We start from the raw sequence: 22,531 nt of genomic DNA, 5'->3' as shown, positions 1-22,531 counted from the left end.
AGCCTAAATGGTTATCCTTTTTTTAGTAGGTAAGAAAGTATAAAATTTTGTACGTAGTTTTAGTGTCTAGCAAGGCGCTTGCGCTTTTCTTAGTAGGTAGCATACATTTTTGGTGATTTTGTCATATTTTGTAGTATACTAAATTTTAAGAAATTTTCACCAAGGAGACAAGAATGAATATATACCATGATACAACCATTATCAATCCTTTGTTGGTAACGCTGTCTAAATTTAGATGGGTTCTTTATATCATTAGCGCCTTTATCCTTTTCGCAGCCGATAAAGCCCCTTACGGTAGATTTGTTGTTGTACTGTTAATGCTAGTGATGATTCTCCTCGGCTTAATTTATAAAAATCTGATTGTTTTACTTATGCAAAGTGGACTTGTCACGTTAGCAAGGTATCTTTTAGCGCCTGATAGTATCCCTTATATTGACTCTTATTTTTTAGTGTGGGTCTATTATTTTATTGTCGGCGCAGCGATTTCGGTTCTAGTATCAAACTACATTCGCCAACAGCAGATAAATGTTGAGTTAGCAGCGTCCTTTTCAAGATTGCTGGACTCTCGTGACCCATATACTGCGATGCATTCAGAAAATGTAGCAAATTATGCGAAAATCATCGCAGAAGAATTAGGTTTATCCAAACAAAAAGTGAAAAGTGTTTATCTCGGTGGATTACTGCATGATATCGGGAAAATTTCAATCCCAGAAGCTATCTTAAATAAAAAAGAAAAGCTCTCAGATGATGAGCTTACAGCAATAAAAGCTCATCCAAACGTTGGCTACAACACACTTAAAAATTTATCAAATTATAAAAATACAGGCATACTGGATATCATTTTACATCATCATGAAAGATATGACGGCAAGGGTTACCCTAATGGCTTAAAAGGTGATGAAATTCCGTACCTTGCACGGATTGCTGCAGTTGCTGACGCTTTTGATGCGATGACAACGAGCAGAGTGTACAGAGGGAAGAAAAATATTGAAGCAGCACTAGCTGAAATACAGAAAAGTAAAGGAACACAATTTGATCCAGCAATTGCTGATGCCTTTATTAAAGTAGTTGAAAAAAATAAACATAGTCTCACTAAAAAGAAACACTGAAGATATTTTTCAGTGTTTTTTTCTTGTTACTTTATTCCAACCTGCCCCAAAAAACTATCTATATTACAACGTTTCGACACCTATTAACAGACATGAAATGAAAATGTAATATAATTTAGTCTATTCTTGACGAAAATTGATGTTATAATAAATTTTGTAGTTTTAGAGACAAGGAATCACTATGTCTACTTTATCGACAATTAACGACAAAAAGTGACATAGACTCAAAAAAACAACTTTAGGTGGTTTATTATGATAGAAATGTCCGAAGTGTATAAAACGTATCCAAACGGTGTGTTAGCCGTCAACGGTATCGATATAATGATCAACCAAGGTGAGTTTGTGTATGTTGTTGGACCAAGTGGTGCAGGTAAATCAACGTTTATCAAAATGATGTACCGTGAGGAAAAGCCTTCAAGCGGAAAAATCATTATTAACGGAATGGATTTATCTAAGCTTAAGGAAAACAAGGTCCCTTTATTAAGACGTAATATCGGCGTCGTTTTCCAGGACTTTAAACTTTTGCCGAAGCTAACAGTCTTTGAAAATGTAGCATTTGCCTTAGAAGTTATTGGTGAAAACCCTAAAAATATTAAAAAGAGAGTACTAGATGTACTAGATTTAGTTCAATTGAAACACAAAGCGAGATTTTTCCCAAATGAATTATCAGGTGGGGAGCAGCAACGTGTGTCGATTGCGCGTTCCATTGTGAACAACCCGGCTGTTATGATTGCCGATGAGCCAACGGGTAACCTTGACCCTGATACATCATGGGAAATCATGCATTTGTTTGAAGAAATCAATGATCGTGGAACAACGATTGTGATGGCTACACATAACAAAGAGATCGTGAACACGTTAAAAAAGCGTGTCATCGCAATCGAGGATGGTAGGATTGTGCGTGACGAAGCAAGAGGGGAGTATGGTATTTATGACTAATTCTCTTGGCCGTCATATTCGTGAAAGCTTAAAGAGTTTAGCAAGAAATACATGGATGACATTTGCATCGATCAGTGCGGTGACTGTGACGCTGATCTTAGTCGGAACATTCCTAGTCATCATGATGAATCTTAACCATGTGGCATCGAATCTTGAAAAAGATGTTGAGATTCGTGTATTGATCGATGTAACAGCAGATGAAGCAGCGCAAAATGCTCTTAAGAGTGAGATCGAAAAAATAGAACAAGTTGATACCGTTGTATTCTCTCCTAAGGAAAAAGAGTTAGAAAATCTCGTTGAAAGCTTAGGAGAAGAAGGAAAGTCATTCCAACTTTTTGAACAAAATAACCCGTTAAATGACGTGTTTATTGTAAAAGCAAAGGATCCAAATGATACGAGTGCTTTAGCTGAGAAGATTACGAAATTGGCTAATGCCTCTAAGGTAAGATACGGTCAAGACCAGGTTGAAAAATTATTTGATGTGATTTCGATTTCTCGTAATATTGGGATCGGCTTAATCATCGGTTTAATCTTTACGGCGATGTTCTTAATTTCTAATACCATTAAAATTACGATCGTTGCTCGTCGACATGAAATTGAGATTATGAGACTTGTAGGGGCAACAAACGGATTTATTCGTTGGCCGTTTTTCCTTGAAGGTTTATTCTTAGGTGTATTTGGTGCAGTGGTTCCGATTATTTTAATTGGCGTTGTTTATAAATCTCTGTACACATGGGCGATTCCGAAGCTTCAAGGATCATTTGTTGAGTTATTACCGTCAAGTCCATTCCTTTTCCAAATATCAGCTCTTTTATTGTTCATCGGTGCGTTAATTGGAATTTGGGGAAGTTTAATGTCTGTTCGTAAGTTCTTAAAAGTGTAAACTAGCAATATTTTTATTGCTAGTTTACTAGTTTTGTGGCTGTAAAAGTTGGATTATTGTCTAGCTCCAGGCGCCATCGGCTCGAGGTCATAAGTCAAGTAGGAATTGAAGGCAAAGAACACCTTCTATTCCTACTCGCCTTATGCTTGTCGCCGAATGCTGAGTACCTTTCGCATTTCGTATTACATAACGTTGGGGAGGAAACAAGATGAATCGAAAACTAATGACGTTTAGCTTGGCTGCTGTTTTAGGGACAAGCACATTATTACTACCTAATCACCACCTTGGCTTCGCTCAAACGTTACAGGAAAAGAAGCAGGAAATAGAGCAAAAACAATCAGACGTATCATCTGATCTTGATCAAAAGGAAAGTGAAATCTCAGAGCTTAAAGATCAAGAAGCGAAATTAGATGAAGAAATTAAAAAAATTGACACGCAATTTGCTGAAACGAACGGGAAAATTCGTGAACAAGAGGCTAGTATTGAAGAGTCTAGAAAGCAAATTGAAGAACTAAAAGTAGAGATTGAAGAAGTAAAAGCTCGTATTGCTGAACGTAATAAGCTTTTAGAAGATCGTGCTCGCACGCTACAAGAATCTGGCGGTATGATTAGTTATTTAGATGTGCTCCTAGGTGCTCAAAGCTTTGGAGATTTTGTTGGTCGTGTTAATGCGGTCACAACAATTGTAGAAGCAGATCGCGAAATTATTAAAGCTCATGAAGCAGACAAGCAAACGCTAGAGCAAGCAGAGGCAGATCTAAATAAAAAACTAGTAGAACTTGAAAATGCTTTAACAGAATTAGAAACTCTTAAACAGCAATTAGCTGGTCAAAAGAAGAAAAAAGAAGAGTTAATGGCTCAAGTTCAAGTTCAGCATGATGAAGCCATTCATGAAATGCATGAATTAGAAGATGAAGCAGCATTTTTAGAAGAGCAAAAGACAGCAATTGAAGCTGAAGAAAAGCGTCAGCGTGAAGCAGCAGCCGCGGAAGCTAAACGAAAAGCAGAGGCAGCAGCAGCTAATAAATCTAGCTCAGGTTCTTCTGGCTCAAGTAATAATTCATCTTCACAAACACCAGCTGTAACAAGTGGAAGCTTTATGTGGCCTGCATCTGGTTCCTTCACATCAGGATATGGCTACCGTATTCACCCTGTAACAGGTGGTAAGAAGTTGCACTCTGGTATTGATATTGCCAACAGTGCAGATGTTCCGATTGTCGCTGCAGCAGGAGGTACAGTAATTCGTGCCAACTATTCTAGCAGTTACGGAAATGTCGTGTACATTTCTCATAAAATTAATGGACAAGTGTACACAACTGTCTATGCTCATATGGAACAATTCTATGTGAAATCAGGACAATCTGTTTCAAAAGGTCAGCAAATTGGCATCATGGGAAATACAGGTCGTTCAACAGGACAGCATTTACACTTTGAAATTCATAAAGGGCCATGGAACGGATCTTCAAGCTCTGTCAATCCATTGGACTATTTACCATAACATTACCCACAAAGAAAGCCTCTAAAACATCGTATGTTTTAGGGGCTTTTCGTTTTAACCTCGTTTATCTATTGTACCTGTTGTCTAACTTTCGTTTTTTTATTTACATGATATGACCAAGCTTTACATATAATAGGAAAAGTCTACTTACAAAAGGATTTACATAAACCTGGCTATATTGGCATGAGGAGGTAAAGGATGAATCAGAAAATCACAGCATTTTTACTAGCACTTGGCGTACTCGTTGGCGCAGGTGGAATGTTTGTAGGATTAGAGCTTACAGAAGATCCAGCACCCAAGGAAGCTGAAGCCATCCCAACCTTTGGGAATGTGTTTCAATCTGAAGAAGAACAAGCATCTGAAATTGAAGGGTTTGATAAGTTTAAGCAAGCTCTTGAGTTAATCTCAACAAAATATGTTGAGGATGTTGATGAAGAAGAGCTATTAGAAGGCGCGATTCAGGGTATGCTTTCAACGCTTGAAGATCCATACTCTGTATATATGGACAAAGAAACAGCAGCACAGTTTTCACAATCACTTGATTCCTCCTTTGAGGGAATTGGTGCTGAGGTTGGTATGCAAGAAGGTAGAGTAACGATTGTTTCTCCATTTAAAGGCTCTCCTGCTGAAAAAGCAGGTCTTCAGCCAAACGATCAAATCGTGAGCATTGATGGAGAAAATGTTGAAGGCCTTGATTTACACGAAACGGTGTTAAAAATTCGTGGAAAAAAAGGAACAAAAGTCGCGATTGAGGTTGTTCGTCCGAACACAAGAGAAAAATTAACATTTGATGTTGTTCGTGATGAAATTCCGTTAGAAACAGTCTTCGGTTCAACAAAGGATTATCAAGGGAAAAAGGTTGGTTACATTCAAATTACTTCTTTCTCTGAAAACACAGCAAAAGATTTTAAAGAAACACTAACAAAGCTAGAGAAGGACAATATTGAAGGACTTGTGTTAGATGTTCGTGGAAATCCTGGAGGCTACTTACAAAGTGTTGAAGAAATATTGAAAGAGTTTGTAACGAAGGATCAACCTTATATCCAAATTCAAGAACGCAATGGAGATAAAAAGCGTTATTTCTCTACACTTTCTGAGAAAAAAGATTATCCTGTTTCTGTGTTAATTGATAAAGGAAGTGCTTCTGCTTCTGAAATCTTAGCAGGTGCGTTAAAAGAAGCATCAGGATATGATATTGTTGGTGTGACCTCGTTCGGTAAAGGAACGGTTCAACAGGCTGTTCCAATGGGAGATGGCAGCAATATCAAGTTAACTCTCTACAAATGGTTAACACCTGAAGGCAATTGGATTCACAAAAAGGGTGTGGAGCCAACGATTAAGGTTGAACAGCCGGCACTATATCAAGCGAGTCCTTTACAAATCGAAGAGGCGTTAACGTTTGATATGAATAATGACCAAATTAAAACCGCACAGCTTGCGTTAAAAGGTTTAGGCTTTGAACCTGGAAGAGAGGACGGCTACTTTAGTAAAGCGACAGAAAATGCCGTAAAAGCTTTCCAGCAAACAAATGAGCTCCCGATCAGCGGGAAAATTGACTTGCAAACAGCAGACACTCTAAATCAAAAGGTAGTAGAGCTGCGAGGAAAAGAAGACAACGATGTTCAGTTAAAAATGGCGATTAAATCGTTGTTTAAATAAACGTTTAATTAATCAGGGCTAACACCATGTTAGCCCTGATTTTTGTATTAGTGCCTGGCAACAAGCCAAGCTTTTCTGCCAATAAGGACGAAAAAAAGCCTCTATGTTCGAACCTATATAATATATCGGTGAAACTTAGGAGGTTAACCATGAGAAATTCCAGTTTACAAAAGGAGCAGGTGTATCAGGAGTTTTTAACTGAGTTGATGGAAAGCAGTTCTGAACATAAGTTTCACACTAGCCCTAGTAAGCCTGTTCGGTTGTTTAGTATGTATATTGCCAACTACACAAGCATCAAAAAAATACAGCAGATTGATCAAGAATGTGTGAAAGCATTTTTTGCTTATCTCTTAAAAAATCATAAACGACTTTCGCTTTCTCTTTCAGATATAAAAAAATCGATTAAAACGATTGTTCTTATTTTAGGTATTGAGGAAGATGAGTGCTTTAGTGATTTTTCACTTTCTAACACGTGTATTTGGAACAACTTAAAATAAGCATACTAAATTTTCCACCGAGATGTTAAAATATGATTAACCTAATAGAAACAGTAAGGTGGGATTCTGTTTTGATCGATGATTGGTTACTAGAGTTGCTATGGGCAGCCGGTCGCTTCTTTATCCATCCGCTCTTTTATCTTTTTTTCCTTTTCACATTTGCCTATGGCTATCTTCGTGTTAAGCAAGAAAGAAATTCTTTTCATATTCGTGTGTTCGATATTTATAATGAAATGAAGTTTACGTATACAAAAGGAATTGTGTTAGGACTGATTGTCTCGGTTGTTTCTTTTGGATTAGGCTTAAGTCTGCAGTTTGGAACTGTTGTCCTCATGGCGATTATTACAGCCGTGATTGGTCTTACATTTCAGCTGCGATGGCTGTCAGCTGCTTTTACAGTGGGATTAACACTGCTAGCCGCAACCTTTATTCCAGATGGATCTTTTTTTGTAGGATTATCTGAGACAAGCTTTGCTTCACTCAGCATTTTAGCTGCTTTATTAGTCATAGCGGAGGGAATTCTTATTTTCCGCACAGCACATATCCAAACGTCTCCGTTTTTAAAAACAAGTACTAGAGGTTTACCAATCGGAAATCATCAGGCAAAACGAACGTGGATGCTTCCATTGCTGTTACTTGTTCCAGGTGGTTCGTTAACCTCGTCACTACCTTGGTGGCCAGTGCTATCAATTAACGGAGAGCCGTTTTTACTACTGTTCATACCATTTTTCCTTGGATTCCATCAGCGTGTTCAAGGCTCATTGCCAAAAGAAAGTATGAAGGTGACAGGAGAACGGGTTATCTGGCTCGGTGTGTTGACTCTACTCATGGCAGTAGCAAGTATTTGGTTTGCACCTGCAGCATTTATCGCTGTGTTTGTTGCGATGGTAGGACGCGAATTCATCACAATCCGTCAACGACTGAACGATGACTCAGCAGCGTTTTATTTCTCAAAACGAGATCATGGCTTAATGATACTAGGTATCCTTCCACATTCACCAGCAGAAAAAATGACCCTCCAAGTCGGAGAAATGGTCACAAAGGTTAATGGGTATGCTGTGAAAACAGTGGACGAGTTTTATCAAGCTCTCCAGAAAAACCGAGCATTTTGTAAGCTTGAAGTGATCAATTTTAACGGAGAAATCCGATATGCTCAAAGAGCGCTTTATGATGGGGAGCATCATGAGCTTGGAATTCTGTTTGTGCAAGATGGGAAGAAGAAGTGGGAGAATGAGGCTGTTTAGTGTAGTTTTCCAAAATCCTCCGGAATGAAACTTCTGAATGGGCAGTTATAAAAAAAAAATAGGAAAAGAATCAATAGAGAAACGTTTAGTCGTTTCTCTATTTTTATATTGAGTGATTCTATGGTTACGTGTAAACCAAGGGGTGAAGAGGTTAAAACCTCATTAACGATTCCCAAAATTGTTTAGTTCCCTAGAAGATATAAGGAAATAATAGTACTAAATAAATTAAGTATTCAACTTTTGATTAGTAGGCACATGAGAAAAGATAAAGTGGGTTACAGTTTGTGCAAATGGGTTGACGTTATTAATAAATTCTTCTGCTTCAGCAAAGGTCTCAAAATTCATTTTGAGCATATAACAGGCATTACCTGCGATACGGTAGCAAAACTCTACGTTTGGAAGTTTTTCTATATAGTTTTTAAAAGATTTATAGTCCCCATTTTTTACAGTTGCTTCTATTATACATTGAATCGGTAGTCCTAATTTTTCATAATCCACTTCTAAAGTATAGTTCTTAATGATACCAAATGACTCCATTTGTCTGACTCGCTCAGTTACAGATGGAGAAGACAGGTTTACCCTTCTTCCAAGTTCACTCATAGACAGGCGGCTATTTGTATTTAATTCATCTAGTATTTTTTTATCAATCACGTCAATTTTCATATTTAAGGTGAAACCTCCTTATTAATTTAAATTTATAAAATATTATATGTATTTCTATTTCAGATTTAATGTGAAAATGCTTTACGGAATTTTATAATTAATTTTACAAGGAGGTTGTTTCAATGGCAAGGATTGCAGAATCTAAGTATGGTCGTACATCATTCCAAAAGCTATTAGGACACAATAAACGAGTGATGGAAGGCTGGGTTCATTTAGGTAATGAACTAGAGAAGGATGGTTTACTATCCTTAGAATTAAAGGAACAAGTGAGGAGAACATTAGCACAGGGTAATGGTTGTGAATACTGTAAGGCAAAAGGGAAGCCTGAACCGGATAAGTTTGATGAAAAAATTTCCGTTGCAGTTGGTTTTGCAGAAGTATTTTTGAAGCAAAAGGGTGATATCTCAGAATCTACTTTTACTATATTACGAGACACCTTCTCCGATAATGAAATAAGTGAGCTATGTGCCTTTATTTCATTTGCTACTGCATCTCAATACTTTGGTGCGATGATGAAACTAGAAGATTGAGGGGGAATGTGTGTTGGTAGATCATTTGCAAATAGAACATGTTCATCAGTTACTTAAAAAGTCATGGTCCTCAGAATCAAGTACAAAATGGAGTCAAGATAACCCGGCAAGAGGCCAATGTGGAGTAACCGCTTTAGTTGTTCAGGACCTTTTAGGTGGAGAAATTAAGAAAACTCTTCTACTAGATGGTTGGCACTTTTACAATATCATAGATGGTAAACGATATGACTTTACCGCTTCACAATTTAACAATGAAATGAGTATTCAGATATACATTCCGACAGAGATGAGGCTTTTTCTGATACTAATGAAAAGCAATACAATTATTTAAAGCTGAGTGTATATCGTTATTTACATAAATGATATAACCGTTGATGGATATTGAATCAGTCCAGTACGAGATCAATTTTATTGGTTGCAAAAATTCTCCTTTATATGATTCATTAAATACCACTCTAAGCGCTTTGGTGAGTTGAATATAGAGCTTCATTCCTTGAGGATTGGAGCTTTTTTAATAGGAGAAAAAGTCAATATATTCATAATTGTTCAGGTGTAGATATTGATATTAAATCTGATATAGGATAAGATTCAGAATATATTTAACCTTATAAAATATGGAAGTCGTGAAAAGAAAAAAGAACAGTGCATGTGAAATGACTATATAGAAAGCTAGACTTCTAATTAAATATACTGAATAACATTTTTGAAAAGCAATCAATCTAAAAGTTATTGAAAGCGTTAACAAAACTATAGGAGGGGGTGAGGACATTGTGATGATGAACTTACTAGTTAACCGTTTGAGCAAAGTCACGTTTAAAAATAGAATTATCCTTATTTTTCTGATCAGTACCTTCATTCCGTTTATTTGCCTTGGTGTTATCTCTTTTTACACAATAGATTCCATTATAGACAATAAGGTAGAGAGTTCCATTCAAAGTAACTTGAAGCAGGATTTGGTTACCTTGGAGAATTCGTTAAATAACATAAATCACGTTTCACAACAGTTAGCGTTTGGTGGGCGAGTGACTTTATTGTTAGAAGAATTACAAAAGGAGACTGAACCATCTAAACGGATAGAGCTATTAAGTGAAATCAAAAGTGAAATAAACTTGATTTCTTTTTCTAACCCGAATGTTGGGTTAATTATGTACTATTATCCTGACACAGGTTTACATGATTTTGAAAATTTTAGGCTTCGTGATGATTTTTTGCCGGAGCAGCTACCTGTTATGGCTAAATATTCGGGAATCACCTATTATGGTCCACATAAAAGTTACAGCGGCTATATTAATCAATTTGTATTTAGCTCGATGCGAAAAGTGAATATATCAAATCATAATATTTATTTATATATTGAAACAGGTCGGAATGCTTTGGAGACCTTATTTGCTCCTCAAAATCGTAAAGATAACTCACGGAGATTACTCATTCTAAATAATGAAGGAAGAGTCACGTTTAGTGAAAACAAGGATGTTTTTCCTGAGAACAATATGTTTCCTGGATACAGCTCTGAAGCTAAATCAGGATATTATAGTACATACTTTTGGAGTAAAGAAACAAGTAACCAAGGCTGGAGTATTGTTTCGATCATTCCGATTAAAGAACTGAATCAAGAACGAAACAAATGGCTTCTTCAAGTTTCGATTATTTTTATCGTATTCATTTTAATTTCGTTATTATTTGCCTGGTTTTTATGGAAGATGGTATATAACCCTTTGAATAAGTTTAACAAGGAAATTAAAACGTTAATACAAACCGAAACGCAAGATACAGAATTAACGAAAATACCTGAATTTGATTATTTACTAAATCAAGTAAGAACGATGAAAACGAAGATTTGGGATCTGTATAGAGAAGTTGAACAAAAAGAAAAACGTAGAGCAGATTTGGAGGTAGAGAAATTATTATATCAAATTAATCCGCATTTCCTCATGAATACACTAGATACTGTGCGTTGGCTTGCTGTTTTTAACGGAAACAAAGAAATTGATAAGTTAGTTCTCTCGTTAAATAAATTGCTAAGTTACAATCTTGGGAAAATGGGTGAGGAAACAACGGTTGAGAAAGAAATACAAGCAGTAAAGGAATACCTACAGTTACAGCAAATTCGCTATGATTTTCAATTTGATGTTGATATTGATGTAGATGAAAACACGATGGGGATTTCGATTCCTCGATTCATTCTACAGCCATTGGTGGAAAATGCTCTTTATCATGGTGTTAGTGATAACGGATATATTCATGTGGACATTCAATTGATGGACAACCTCCAAATTACGATTCAAGATAACGGGTCGGGAATGTCAAAAGAAGAAATTGAAGCTTTATTTCTTGATCAAAAAGATGAAAGCCAAAAGGTGGGGATGGGAATTGGGATGAGGTATGTAAAGCGAATTCTTGAATCAAATTATGGAGATAAAGCTAAGTTGGAAATTAAAAGTGAGGTTGGAAAAGGCACGATTGTATCTATACTCCTACCTGTATCAGGGGGTGAAGATGCTCAATGATAAGAGTTTTAGTTGTAGATGATGAAAAAATCGTTCGTAAGGGATTAATCTCATTTATGCCTTGGGAGGATTTTGGGATGATTGTTGTGGGGGAAGCGAATAATGGTGAGAAAGCACTTGAATTTTTGGAAACGAACAAGGTTGACTTATTAATTACAGACTTAGCAATGCCTGTTATGTCAGGAATTGAATTGATGGAGGAAGTAAGTCAAAGGTATCCACATATCCAAATTGTTGTTCTGACGTTGCACCAAGATTTTGAGTATGTGCAGAAGGCTCTTCGCATGGGGGCAGTTGATTATATTGCAAAAACGGAGCTAGAAAAAGAGCAGTTTGAGGATGTTTTAGAACGAATTGTTTCGTTGATAGAGCAGAAAGATTCTTCAAAAAGACAGTTAACAGGTGAGAATGAAATAGAAGAAACAAATGATTTAGTTGTTTTATACGCATTAAACCTCCAAAGAGATGAAATGAAAATAGATGCCTCCCTATTGAAAAGAGCCTTCGAAGCAGATGTGGGCATATGGTATTGGACAGATATGCTAGAGCGAGAAAAGAAATCAATACTTGAATGGATAAACTCAAAGATAGAATATGCTCTGATTGTCTTTCAAAATCTAAAAGGAATGGATCGAAAGTCAATTTTACAACTTCTTCGTGGATATCAAAAGAGTGACTTGTTTTATGACTATGACCCAGCACAGCCATTTCAGATTGTTCAAGGTGAGGAGCTGTTAGCGAAGGAAAGGAAAGAGACGAAATATGATTTAAATAGATTAAAAGACAGGTGGCTTTCCGGTGAGTGGATTTATGATGATGCGGTGTTTGTAACGATGATTCATGAGCTTAAAGCGATGCGGATGCAGCCAATACGATTAACTAGGTTTTTTTATTCGTTAACAGATGAATGGAACAGGCTTTATAGTCAAATCCTGCCTGAGCCCATCACCATAGACGACTTTCTGTCAAGCTGGTTTCATTTTGAGATCTGGTTAAAGGAAATTAGAGAGATTATTAAAGTGATTAATATGAAGACGCCTTATTCAGATGAAATTCATGATAGCATCATGCGTGCTGTGACATTGGCGCAAAAAAAGATTGATCAGCCTTTGACAGCAGGGGAGATTGCTAGAAAGGTAAATATGAGTAGCAGTTATTTTAGTCAGTGTTTTAAAGATATTATTGGTCAAACCTATACAGACTACTTAAGGGAAATCCGTATGGAAAGAGCAAAGGAATATTTGCGTAATTCAACGAAAACGATTCAGTGGATTTCAGAGAAGGTTGGATATAACGATGAAAAGTATTTTAGCAGACTGTTTCGGGATTATGTAGGTGTGTTGCCTAGTGAATATAGAAGAACGGATTCAAAGGGTAAATAGGAGGTAGGATCGTTCGGAATAAAGTAGACTTTATTTCGAGCGTTTTTTTATCTACTTGTACTTAGAGCAAAAGCATGACATTTTGTATTCATTTGTAGAATCGTAGATACATTGGCAATAATCGTAGATAAAAATGATTAAGAGCTTTAATTGTGCCGTAGCCATAGTTAAAAAACAATAAAGGGTAGAAAACGTTCGAAAAGAAGGTAGACATTTTTTGGGCGTTTTTCTATTTATTAGAGAATAGTGAACTTTATTTGAAATCGCTTTCTAACTCGAAGGAATAAGGTGTCATGGTATATTGAAAGCGTAAACAAAAAAGGACAATAAAGAGGGGGAGAAAGATGAAAAAAAGGCTGTTCACATTCTTGAGTTTATTGCTAGTGATTGCAAGTTTAAGTGCTTGTGTGGGTAAGGACACAAGCAGTACCGAGTCAAAAGAAAGCAAAAATACTTCCGAAGAAAATATTGATCCATTAGGAAGCTTTTCAGAACCCGTTGAAATTTCAATTGGAAGAGGAATTGATCCGAATTATAAATTTGATGGTGAGGATACACCTGAAAACAATGTTTACACACGTTGGTTAGAAGATCAGTATAACATTGTGACAAAGCATGAATGGGAAGCAACAGCAGGTGAGGACTATGAGCAAAAAGTAAGCTTATCAATTGCTAGTAACGATATCCCAGATGCAATGGTGGTGAACGAAACCCAGCTAAAGCAAATGATTAAAGCAGGTCAGCTGGCAGATTTAACAGATGTTTATGATAAATATGGGGCAGAAAGATTAAAGGATATTTATGACTCTAATCCAGGGCTATTAGATAATGTTACTTATGATGGAAAATTATACGCTTTACCTGAAACAACTCTTCCATCAGCACCGTTAACTTGGATCCGACAAGATTGGCTTGATGAGCTAGGCCTTGAGGCACCAAAGACGTTAGAAGATCTTGAAAAAATTGCCCAAGCATTTATTGATAATAAAATGGGTGGAGAAAACACACTAGGAATTGTAGGAACATCACAAGGCGGAGCACTTAGTTCAACATTCTTGACCTCAGGTGATCATTTCTTAAATTTCTCATCTCTATTCTTTGCGAATAACGCTTATCCGGGAATATGGGTAAAAGATAAAGATGGCAAGGCTGTATATGGATCAACTACTCCAGAAACAAAGAAAACACTTGAAATGATGCGCGAGTGGTATGCAAAAGGAATCCTTGATCAGGAAATGGCTTTAAGAAAAAGTGCGCAGGAAGTTCTTGTGAGTGGAAAAGCAGGGATCTTCTTTGGTCCTTGGTGGTCACCGTACAATCTAGAAGATTCTATTAAAAATGATCCAAAGGCTAACTGGCGTCCTTATGCCGGTCCTACAGACTCCTCAGGTAAAATTAATTCAAACGAAACGACTGGAAGCACGTATATTGTCGTTAGCAAAGATTATGAACATCCTGAAGCTGTCATAAAAATGACTAATATTCATGTAAGTGAGAAAGATGCTAGCTATGAGGAAGTAGTAGCAGATAAGCAAATGACGTCACAGGAAATTCCATTATTTATGGTTATGGGACATGGAGATCAGTTAGAGTATGCCGTGACTTCAACACAGAAGCATCTTGCTGGAGAGCTTAAACTAGAGGATATTGATAAAGTAAACTATGGCTTTGCGTATGATCTTGCAGAGCATGTGAAAAATGTGAAAAAGGAACCGTATGATGACTATAACATTCAATACTGGGATCGAGCTGGAGATGAAGCATTCTTCACTCATTTATACGCTCATCTAAATGGTGGTTCTGCTTTCATCAATGCAGATATCAATTATGTTCGAAGCATCGCTACTGCAAAAACAAAAACAATGGAATTAAAATGGAATAATTTAAAGAAATTAGAAGATGAAACATTCTTGAAAATTATTATGGGTAATGCACCTATCAGTGATTTCGATAAATTCGTTGAGAAGTGGAACGAACAGGGTGGAGAGCAAATCACGAAGGAAGTTAATGAATTGAAGTAAAAATAGTCAAGACGGGTGGTGTTTCACTCGTCTTGATATCTTCTTAAGGAGGATAAAGAGTATGGAAAATAGAGCGGAAACGATTAAAAGTCATCGTGGTCTTCGTCTCAACCTTAGGACAAAGACGAAGAAAAACAGATCAGATTATAAGCATTATTATTTGATGCTGCTTCCGGGAATTATCTGGCTATTCTTTTTTAATTTATTACCTATGTATGGAATTTTAATGGCTTTTAAAGATTTTAATCCAGGAATAGGGTTATGGAAGTCAGAGTGGATTGGGCTTGAGAACTTTAAGTATATGTTTGAGCTTGATGATAGTAAACAAATCTTTAGAAATACAATCGTCATTGCGCTGTTAAAAATGATCGGAAACTTAGTTGTGCCATTAGTATTTGCACTGATGTTAAATGAAGTGAAAAACAGATTTTTTACCCGTTCTGTTCAGACGATTGTTTATTTACCACACTTTTTGTCTTGGGTGATTATTGCCGGCATTATGCTGGATATGTTTTCAATTTCAGGTCCTGTGAATCAATTACTTACGGCTATTGGAATTAAACCGATTATGTTCTTTGCTGATGCTGGCATCTTTCCAGCACTTGTTGTTGGTAGTGATATATGGAAGGAATTTGGTTTTGCGGCCATTATCTATTTTGCAGCTCTTACATCTATAAGTCCTGAATTGTATGAAGCAGCTGCAATTGATGGTGCTTCTCAATTTCGACGACTAATTAGTATTACGCTACCGAGTATCTTACCTGTTGCTGTTTTATTAGGGACGTTAAGTATGGGCAATATTTTGAATGCGGGTTTTGATCAAATTTTTAATCTGTATAATCCACTTGTTTATTCAACAGGCGATATTATCGACACATGGGTTTACCGTGCTGGACTTATTGATATGCAATATGGATTAGCAACAGCAGTAGGACTATTAAAATCGATTGTTGGATTTATCCTAATTGCGTTCTCATATGGATTAGCCTATCGATTTGCTAATTATCGAATTTTCTAATAAAGGTGTGAGGTAAATGGTAGAAGATAAAACACTAGTATCCAGGTTTTTCAACGGTTTTAATGTTGTTTTGCTTATTTTAATAACGCTTCTTTGTATCTATCCCGTTTGGTATACGTTAGTTATTTCATTAAGTGATAAAGCCGCTGTTTCTGCAGGGCAAGTCTTTTTCTGGCCAAAGGATTTTACATTAGGAGCTTATTCTCTAATTGTAGAAGATGGCAAATTTCTCAATTCATTTTTGATTTCCATTCAGCGAGTGGTCTTAGGAACGATCACGACCTTCGTAGTCGTGCTCTTAATGGCATACCCATTATCGAAAACATCGAAAGAGTTTGGACCAAGAAATATTATTATGTGGCTGTTAATTTTTGCGATGCTTTTTAATGGTGGTTTGGTTCCGTGGTATATGACGATGAAAACACTAGGAATGACGAACAATATTTGGGGACTTGTTCTTGGTGGTGGATTACCTGTGTTCAATGTGATTTTGGTGATGAATTTCTTTAGAAACCTGCCAAAGGAATTAGAAGAGTCAGCGGTAATGGACGGTGCAGGACCTTGGAGAATTTTGTTTGATATCTATTTACCATTGTCAAAGCCAGTTCTAGCGACAATCTTAGTTTTTACGATTGTTATGCATTGGAATGAGTTTTTTCAGGCACTGGTGTTAATGACAAATAATGATTTATATCCTTTACAAACATATATCCGTTCTGTAACGGTTGAAATTGATCCTTCACAAATTGATGCAGAATCAGCACAACGTCTTGCAAGCTCTTCTAATCAAACCTTAAATGCTGCGAAAATATTCATATCAATGCTTCCTCTTTTAGTGATTTATCCATTTTTTCAACGATATTTCGTTAAAGGAATTACGCTCGGTTCTGTTAAAGGGTGATGAAGGGAAAGACTTTAACTTGTTTTATTCATATTCATACTTCAAATTCGAAAGGAATGAGAAAGAGTGAGTATAGCAGATCGTAACAAAGTGATTAATGAAGAGGAGTTTAAGGAAAATAAAGCTCAATATCCTGAATGGGGAAAAGATGCCGTCATATATGAAGTAAATGTAAGACAATATACGTCTGAAGGAACGTTTAAGGAGTTTGAAGAACATCTTCCAAGGCTTAAAAATTTAGGAGTAGATATTCTTTGGTTTATGCCAATACATCCTATTTCCAAAGAAAAAAGGGCTGGTACCCTAGGCTCCTACTATGCTGTACAAAACTATACAGCTGTTAATCCTGAGTTTGGAACAATGGATGATTTTAAGAGATTAGTAGAAAAAGCACATGAAATGGGATTTAAGATTTTATTAGATTTAGTGGCAAATCATACAGGATGGGATTCTGAATGGATGAAGAATGAAACTTGGTATAAAACAAACAACCATGGAGAAATCCTTTCGCCAACAGCACAAGGAACGACCTGGCATGATGTAGCTCAGTTAAATTATGATCATCCAGATATGTGTGCGGCAATGTTAAGTGCTATGAAGTTTTGGGTGGAAGAAGCAGATATCGATGGGTATCGTGCTGATTATGCCGGTGGTGTTCCAGTAGAGTTTTGGGAGAAAGCTCGTAAAGAACTGGATAAGATCAAACAGGTTTATATGTTAGCAGAGGATAATAGATTCTATGAATTACTAGATGAAGCCTTTCATTCAAACTATGGTTGGGAACTCAATCATATTATGCGGGATATTGCTAAAGGAGAAAAAAGTGCAAGTGATATAAAGGATTATATTGATCGAATGGGAAGGTTATATCCACAAGGTACGTACCCCATGCATTGGACTACAAATCATGATGATAATTCTTGGGAAGGTACCACATCAGAATTATTCGGTAAAGCTGAAAAAGCGATGGCAGTATTGACCTTTACTTTACCAGGGATTCCATTGATTTACTCCGGACAAGAAGCTGGACTTGATAAAAGATTGGAGTTCTTTGAAAAAGACGAAATCTCTTGGAATGATCTTACCATGCAAGCCTTTTATAAGGAGCTAATTTGTTTGAAAAAGGAAAACTCTGCTCTTTGGAATGGTCATGATGGAGGAGACACACACTTTCTGGAGTCATTAGATGAACGTATTTTCATGTTTGAACGGGTAAAGGAGAAGAATAGGGTTGTAGTGATGGTTAACTTATCACAGAACCATGTTTCTGCGACTCTAAAAAATAACTCATTAGCAGGTAGCTATAAGCTGTACTTCGGTCATTCTCCTTTCAGGTTAACGAAAGAACATACTTTTGATTTTGAACCTTGGGGTTTTTATGTTTTGATACAAAAATAATAAGGAGGTCTTTACATGCAAGATACGAGCTTTGCTATACATCCGGGCAGTAAAAAGTCTATGAAAGGTGTTCCTTATCACGACATTGGAAATTTGAATTCTTTTACGAGAATAGATAATACTTATTCATTTGTTTGTGAACAGGGGTTTGTGAATATTCAATTTTATAGAGAAGAAATTGTCAGAGTTGTAATGAATCCATTTTCACCACCTACGATGGAAAGTAGCTTTGCCTTAGTAACGGAACCAGAAACTGTAGATATAGCAGTGAGTGAAACAGAAGAAACAATTAATCTTCATACTTCAAAACTATCATTAAACATATCGCGTGTACCCTTCCGTATCTCAATCTACGATCGGGATGAGCGATTACTAGTACAAGAAACATCACGTGGTATGGGATATAACGAGAATAAAGAAGTGATTTGCTTTAAGGAAATGAAAACAGATGACCATTTCTATGGATTTGGTGAAAAAACCAGCTTTTTAGATAAACGTGGAGAAAAGATGACGATGTGGAATAGTGACGTATTTGCTCCACATAATCCAGAGATCGATTCGCTTTATCAATCAATTCCGTTTTTTATGACCTTAAACAAAGGGGTTGCACATGGTATTTTCTTTGATAATCCATTCAAATCAATCTTTGATATGAAAACAGAACGTGATATTTACTCGTTTTCTGCTGAAGGTGGAGAGCTAGATTATTATGTGATGGTAGGTCCAACACCTAAGGATGTGTTAGAACAATATACAACACTTACAGGTCGTATGGATATTCCGCCAAAGTGGGCTCTAGGTTATCATCAGTCTCGCTATAGTTATGAAACAGAAGCGGAAGTACGGGAACTTGTTACTTCTTTTCTTGAAAAAAAGATACCGGTGGATGCCATCTATTTAGATATTCATTATATGGATGGTTACAGAGTATTTACATTTGATAGGAATCGTTTTCCGAATCCAGAACAGCTTTTGAAAGACTTAAAAAATGCGGGCATTCATGTTGTACCAATTGTTGATCCAGGCGTGAAAGAAGATCCGGAATACTCCATTTACCAAGAGGGGATTCACGGTGACCATTTTTGTAAATACATTGACGGAAACATTTATCATGGAGATGTTTGGCCAGGAAATAGTGCATTCCCTGACTTTACAAACAGTGAAGTTAGATCATGGTGGGGAGAAAAACATAAATTTTATACAGATATGGGGATTGAAGGCATTTGGAATGATATGAATGAGCCGGCGGTCTTTAATGAAACAAAAACAATGGATACTAAAGTGATGCATAATCAAGATGGAAGCTTGAAATCTCACCGAGAAATGCATAATTTATATGGTTTTTATATGGGAGAAGCAACCTACAATGGGATGAAAAACCTACTAGATGGAAAGCGGCCATTTTTATTAACGCGTGCTGGTTATGCTGGAGTGCAGCGTTATGCTGCTGTGTGGACTGGTGATAACAGAAGCTTCTGGGAGCATTTACAAATGGCGATCCCAATGTGTATGAATCTTGGGATTTCCGGTGTAGCTTTAACTGGACCGGATGTAGGTGGGTTTGCACACGATACAACAGGTGAGCTGTTAGCACGCTGGACACAATTTGGGACATTTACTCCTTATTTCCGTAATCATAGCGTTCTTGAAAGTATCCGCCAAGAGCCATGGTCATTTGGTGAAGGTATTGAAGAAATTGTTAAAAAATATATCCAGCTTCGATATAAATGGCTGCCACATCTTTATACTTTATTTCAAGAAGCAAGCAAAACAGGTGTACCAGTAATGCGTCCATTATTTATGGAGTACCCAAAGGACCGTCATACCTTCAACTTATCTGATCAATTTTTGATTGGAGATAATGTCATCATCGCTCCCATTACAAAGCCTGATACATTCCATCGCGTTGTTTATCTTCCTGAAGGAAATTGGATTGATTATTGGACTGGTGAAATCAGTGAAGGCAATCAACATATTTTAGTAGAAGCAAATCTTGATACGTTACCAATTTTTATTAAAGAAGGAACATTCATAGCTCATGGTTCTATTAAACAATCTACAGAACACCGTGAAGAGGATTTGCAAATTCATTTGTACCCAACTACTCATGGTAAGGCAAAGTATGCTTTATATGAGGATGATGGAAAAACATTTTCTTATGAACAAGGTCACTATTTAGAGAAACATGTTTCCTGTGAATTCCATGCCAATAGGGTAGAATTTACGATTGAAAATAGAGGAAACTATCAGCCTGATTGGAAAGAATGGACATTGATCATACACGGATCTCTTGAAGAGAAGGAAGTTTTCATAAACGGAGAGAGTATTTCACCTGAATACTTTATTGAAAATGGAAGGGAAAAGATTCGTATTAACTTAGATATTTAAAGGATCACTTGCCTAAAAGATCCTCGTATTAATTTGCGAGAACTACTAGACAAATCATTTCGTTTTTTAGGGAGGTGATTACCGGAAAATAGAAAGCGCAAACAATAAGATTGTGAAACACCTAGAAAGGCTAGTAAAAAGTAGAGGAGTGGGTGGATTGAAAAAGTGTTTGAGTAAAAGTGTAGTACTGATGATGATGGCAATTATGTTGTTTTCGATTTTGTCCTTTTCTTATCACAACACTGCTTCAGCTGAGACGACAGATTCTACAATCAGAATTCATTATGAAAGAGAAGATCAAAATTACGACAAATGGGGACTATGGCTATGGGGAGATGTTGCGACACCTTCTGATCAAGTAGGTGGCTGGCCAATAGGTGCTACTCCTTTTTCAAATGAGCAAATAGGAGAGCATGGAGCATATGTTGATATTGAATTAAATGAAAATCCAGGGGTAATCAACTTCATCGTTGTTAATCGGGAAACGGGAGAGAAAGACGGGGATAGCAAGGCATTTACAAAACTAAATGAATATGACTCAGTGTATATTACAGAGGGAGACGACTATGTTTATACCTCGCCAGATCTTACAGTCAAAGTTGAAAATAGTAACGCACATTTCCCTAAATGGTCGGAGAATTCAACCATTTATGAAGTGAATGTAAGACAATATACAGAAGAAGGAACCTTTCAAGCATTTGAAGAGCATTTACCACGATTAAAGCAGCTAGGAGTAGAAGTCTTATGGTTTATGCCGATTCATCCTATTTCTCAAGAGGGGCGAATTGGAACATTAGGCTCCTATTATGCCATCCAGGATTATAAAGCGATTAATCCAGAATTTGGAACAATGGAAGATTTTAAAAGATTAGTGGATCGTGCACATGATATGGGCTTTAAAGTGATGCTTGATTGGGTCGCGAATCATACAGGAAAAGACCATGTTTGGACAGAAAATAAAGAATGGTACACATTGGATGACGAAGGAAATATCACTCATCCACCGGGTACAAACTGGTTGGATGTAGCCGATTTAAATTATGAAAATGCTAACATGCGAGCTGCGATGATCGATGCAATGAAATATTGGGTAGAAGAAGCTGATATTGATGGTTATCGTGCTGATTACGCAGTTGGTGTACCAGTAGACTTCTGGGAAACCGCACGTAAAGAACTTGATAAAATTAAACCAGTTTATATGTTAGCAGAAGATAACGTTGAATATGATTTGTTAAAAAATGCTTTCAACTTCAACTATGGCTGGGAGCTTTCTCATACGATGAGAGATATTGCGGCAGGAAATAAGAGTGCAAATAATATAGAGTTTTATGTGAATAAAATGAAACGACTGTATCCAACTGGCTCTTATGCGATGCATTGGACGACAAATCATGATGAAAATTCATGGGAAGGTACGACACAAGAGTTATTCGGAGAAGCCGAAAAAACAATGGCTGCCCTAACCTTTACTTTACCAGGCATACCGTTAATTTATTCTGGTCAAGAAGCAGGACTGAATAAAAGATTAGCGTTCTTTGATAAAGATGAAATTTCGTGGGAAGACTTAACTATGCAAGATTTCTACAAAGATCTAGTTCGACTTAAAAAGAAACATCAGGCATTATGGAATGGTTCAGCTGGTGGAGAGACGAACTTTTTTGAAACATCTGACGAACGTATTCTTGCTTTTGAAAGAGTAAAAGGTAAATCGAAGGTCATTGTTGTTATGAATCTTTCACCAGAACCTGTTTCTGGTAATGTAGAAGGTAGCTCACTAGAGGGGAAATATCACTTATATCCTTCGAATAAGCTCTTTAAAATGAACAGTAAGCAACTGTTTAACTTAGAACCGTGGGACTATAAAATTATAGTTAAGTAAAAAGGTATTTTATCT

Annotated in this window: 17 protein-coding genes and 1 pseudogene; 17 read left to right on the top strand and 1 reads right to left on the bottom strand. The window is 36.7% G+C overall.

Annotated features, from left to right (window positions below; all coding sequences use genetic code 11):
• Positions 1-173: 173 nt before the first annotated feature.
• From D9842_RS17530 to D9842_RS17500, 7 genes are all read left to right on the top strand, one after another.
• Positions 174-1,109 carry an HD-GYP domain-containing protein gene (locus tag D9842_RS17530; RefSeq protein WP_121663620.1) on the top strand — a complete coding sequence of 312 codons (936 nt, stop codon included), beginning with the start codon at positions 174-176 and terminating at the stop codon, positions 1,107-1,109.
• Positions 1,110-1,361: 252 nt separating this feature from the next.
• The gene (gene ftsE / locus D9842_RS17525) at positions 1,362-2,048 is read left to right on the top strand and encodes a cell division ATP-binding protein FtsE (RefSeq protein ID WP_121663619.1); all 687 of its coding nucleotides are present in this window, start codon (positions 1,362-1,364) and stop codon (positions 2,046-2,048) included.
• Positions 2,041-2,931: a permease-like cell division protein FtsX gene (gene ftsX, locus D9842_RS17520; protein ID WP_121665112.1), complete on the top strand. Its 891-nt coding sequence runs from the start codon at positions 2,041-2,043 to the stop codon at positions 2,929-2,931. The genes ftsE and ftsX overlap by 8 nt, the downstream gene beginning before the upstream one ends.
• A 208-nt stretch (positions 2,932-3,139) precedes the next feature.
• Positions 3,140-4,429 (top strand): murein hydrolase activator EnvC family protein, encoded by a 1,290-nt coding sequence (locus D9842_RS17515; RefSeq protein ID WP_121663618.1) that lies wholly within the window; start codon positions 3,140-3,142, stop codon positions 4,427-4,429.
• Between the two features lie 198 nt (positions 4,430-4,627).
• Positions 4,628-6,088 (top strand): S41 family peptidase, encoded by a 1,461-nt coding sequence (locus D9842_RS17510; RefSeq protein ID WP_121663617.1) that lies wholly within the window; start codon positions 4,628-4,630, stop codon positions 6,086-6,088.
• 149 nt (positions 6,089-6,237) lie between these two features.
• On the top strand, positions 6,238-6,585 hold the full coding sequence (locus D9842_RS17505) for a swarming motility protein SwrAA (RefSeq protein ID WP_121663616.1): 348 nt from the start codon (positions 6,238-6,240) through the stop codon (positions 6,583-6,585).
• 71 nt (positions 6,586-6,656) lie between these two features.
• Positions 6,657-7,829, top strand: coding sequence for a PDZ domain-containing protein (locus tag D9842_RS17500; RefSeq protein ID WP_121663615.1), 1,173 nt, complete (start codon positions 6,657-6,659; stop codon positions 7,827-7,829).
• A gap of 225 nt (positions 7,830-8,054) precedes the next feature.
• Here D9842_RS17500 and D9842_RS17495 read toward each other — a convergent pair whose 3' ends face one another.
• Complete coding sequence (locus tag D9842_RS17495; RefSeq protein ID WP_121663614.1) at positions 8,055-8,492, bottom strand: Lrp/AsnC family transcriptional regulator; 438 nt, start codon at positions 8,490-8,492, stop codon at positions 8,055-8,057.
• Between the two features lie 122 nt (positions 8,493-8,614).
• Here D9842_RS17495 and D9842_RS17490 point away from each other — a divergent pair, with 122 nt between their 5' ends.
• From D9842_RS17490 to D9842_RS17445, 10 genes and pseudogenes are all read left to right on the top strand, one after another.
• Positions 8,615-9,022 carry a carboxymuconolactone decarboxylase family protein gene (locus D9842_RS17490; RefSeq protein WP_121663613.1) on the top strand — a complete coding sequence of 136 codons (408 nt, stop codon included), beginning with the start codon at positions 8,615-8,617 and terminating at the stop codon, positions 9,020-9,022.
• A gap of 13 nt (positions 9,023-9,035) precedes the next feature.
• Positions 9,036-9,385: pseudogene (locus D9842_RS17485) on the top strand (YunG family protein).
• Between the two features lie 410 nt (positions 9,386-9,795).
• Entirely contained in the window at positions 9,796-11,529 is a 1,734-nt protein-coding gene (locus tag D9842_RS17480; RefSeq protein WP_162987577.1) for a sensor histidine kinase, read from the top strand.
• Positions 11,526-12,911, top strand: coding sequence for a response regulator (locus D9842_RS17475; RefSeq protein ID WP_121663611.1), 1,386 nt, complete (start codon positions 11,526-11,528; stop codon positions 12,909-12,911). Before D9842_RS17480 ends, D9842_RS17475 begins: the two co-directional genes overlap by 4 nt.
• Before the next feature lie 344 nt (positions 12,912-13,255).
• Entirely contained in the window at positions 13,256-14,932 is a 1,677-nt protein-coding gene (locus tag D9842_RS17470) for an extracellular solute-binding protein (RefSeq protein WP_121663610.1), read from the top strand.
• A 163-nt stretch (positions 14,933-15,095) separates the two neighbouring features.
• On the top strand, positions 15,096-15,950 hold the full coding sequence (locus D9842_RS17465; protein WP_232273887.1) for an ABC transporter permease: 855 nt from the start codon (positions 15,096-15,098) through the stop codon (positions 15,948-15,950).
• 16 nt (positions 15,951-15,966) lie between these two features.
• Positions 15,967-16,851, top strand: coding sequence for a carbohydrate ABC transporter permease (locus D9842_RS17460; RefSeq protein WP_121663608.1), 885 nt, complete (start codon positions 15,967-15,969; stop codon positions 16,849-16,851).
• 66 nt (positions 16,852-16,917) lie between these two features.
• Complete coding sequence (locus D9842_RS17455) at positions 16,918-18,249, top strand: alpha-amylase family glycosyl hydrolase (protein ID WP_121663607.1); 1,332 nt, start codon at positions 16,918-16,920, stop codon at positions 18,247-18,249.
• Between the two features lie 15 nt (positions 18,250-18,264).
• A complete protein-coding gene (locus D9842_RS17450) occupies positions 18,265-20,637 on the top strand; it encodes a glycoside hydrolase family 31 protein (protein ID WP_121663606.1) in 2,373 nt (790 codons plus the stop codon).
• Positions 20,638-20,794: 157 nt separating this feature from the next.
• Positions 20,795-22,516 (top strand): alpha-amylase family glycosyl hydrolase, encoded by a 1,722-nt coding sequence (locus tag D9842_RS17445; RefSeq protein ID WP_162987477.1) that lies wholly within the window; start codon positions 20,795-20,797, stop codon positions 22,514-22,516.
• Positions 22,517-22,531 lie beyond the last annotated feature (15 nt).

This window comes from Metabacillus litoralis (genome assembly GCF_003667825.1).
Classification (GTDB): domain Bacteria; phylum Bacillota; class Bacilli; order Bacillales; family Bacillaceae; genus Metabacillus; species Metabacillus litoralis_B.
This window is presented reverse-complemented; position numbering and strand designations above follow the sequence as displayed.

Coding starts and splice junctions, on each gene's coding strand:
- D9842_RS17480 (WP_162987577.1), top strand. CDS start 9,796: ATGATGAACTTACTAGTTAACCGTTTGAGCAAAGTCACGTTTAAAAAT.
- D9842_RS17515 (WP_121663618.1), top strand. CDS start 3,140: ATGAATCGAAAACTAATGACGTTTAGCTTGGCTGCTGTTTTAGGGACA.
- D9842_RS17510 (WP_121663617.1), top strand. CDS start 4,628: ATGAATCAGAAAATCACAGCATTTTTACTAGCACTTGGCGTACTCGTT.
- D9842_RS17495 (WP_121663614.1), bottom strand. CDS start 8,492: ATGAAAATTGACGTGATTGATAAAAAAATACTAGATGAATTAAATACA.
- D9842_RS17490 (WP_121663613.1), top strand. CDS start 8,615: ATGGCAAGGATTGCAGAATCTAAGTATGGTCGTACATCATTCCAAAAG.
- D9842_RS17530 (WP_121663620.1), top strand. CDS start 174: ATGAATATATACCATGATACAACCATTATCAATCCTTTGTTGGTAACG.
- ftsX (WP_121665112.1), top strand. CDS start 2,041: ATGACTAATTCTCTTGGCCGTCATATTCGTGAAAGCTTAAAGAGTTTA.
- D9842_RS17505 (WP_121663616.1), top strand. CDS start 6,238: ATGAGAAATTCCAGTTTACAAAAGGAGCAGGTGTATCAGGAGTTTTTA.
- D9842_RS17465 (WP_232273887.1), top strand. CDS start 15,096: ATGCTGCTTCCGGGAATTATCTGGCTATTCTTTTTTAATTTATTACCT.
- D9842_RS17475 (WP_121663611.1), top strand. CDS start 11,526: ATGATAAGAGTTTTAGTTGTAGATGATGAAAAAATCGTTCGTAAGGGA.
- D9842_RS17450 (WP_121663606.1), top strand. CDS start 18,265: ATGCAAGATACGAGCTTTGCTATACATCCGGGCAGTAAAAAGTCTATG.
- D9842_RS17460 (WP_121663608.1), top strand. CDS start 15,967: ATGGTAGAAGATAAAACACTAGTATCCAGGTTTTTCAACGGTTTTAAT.
- D9842_RS17470 (WP_121663610.1), top strand. CDS start 13,256: ATGAAAAAAAGGCTGTTCACATTCTTGAGTTTATTGCTAGTGATTGCA.
- ftsE (WP_121663619.1), top strand. CDS start 1,362: ATGATAGAAATGTCCGAAGTGTATAAAACGTATCCAAACGGTGTGTTA.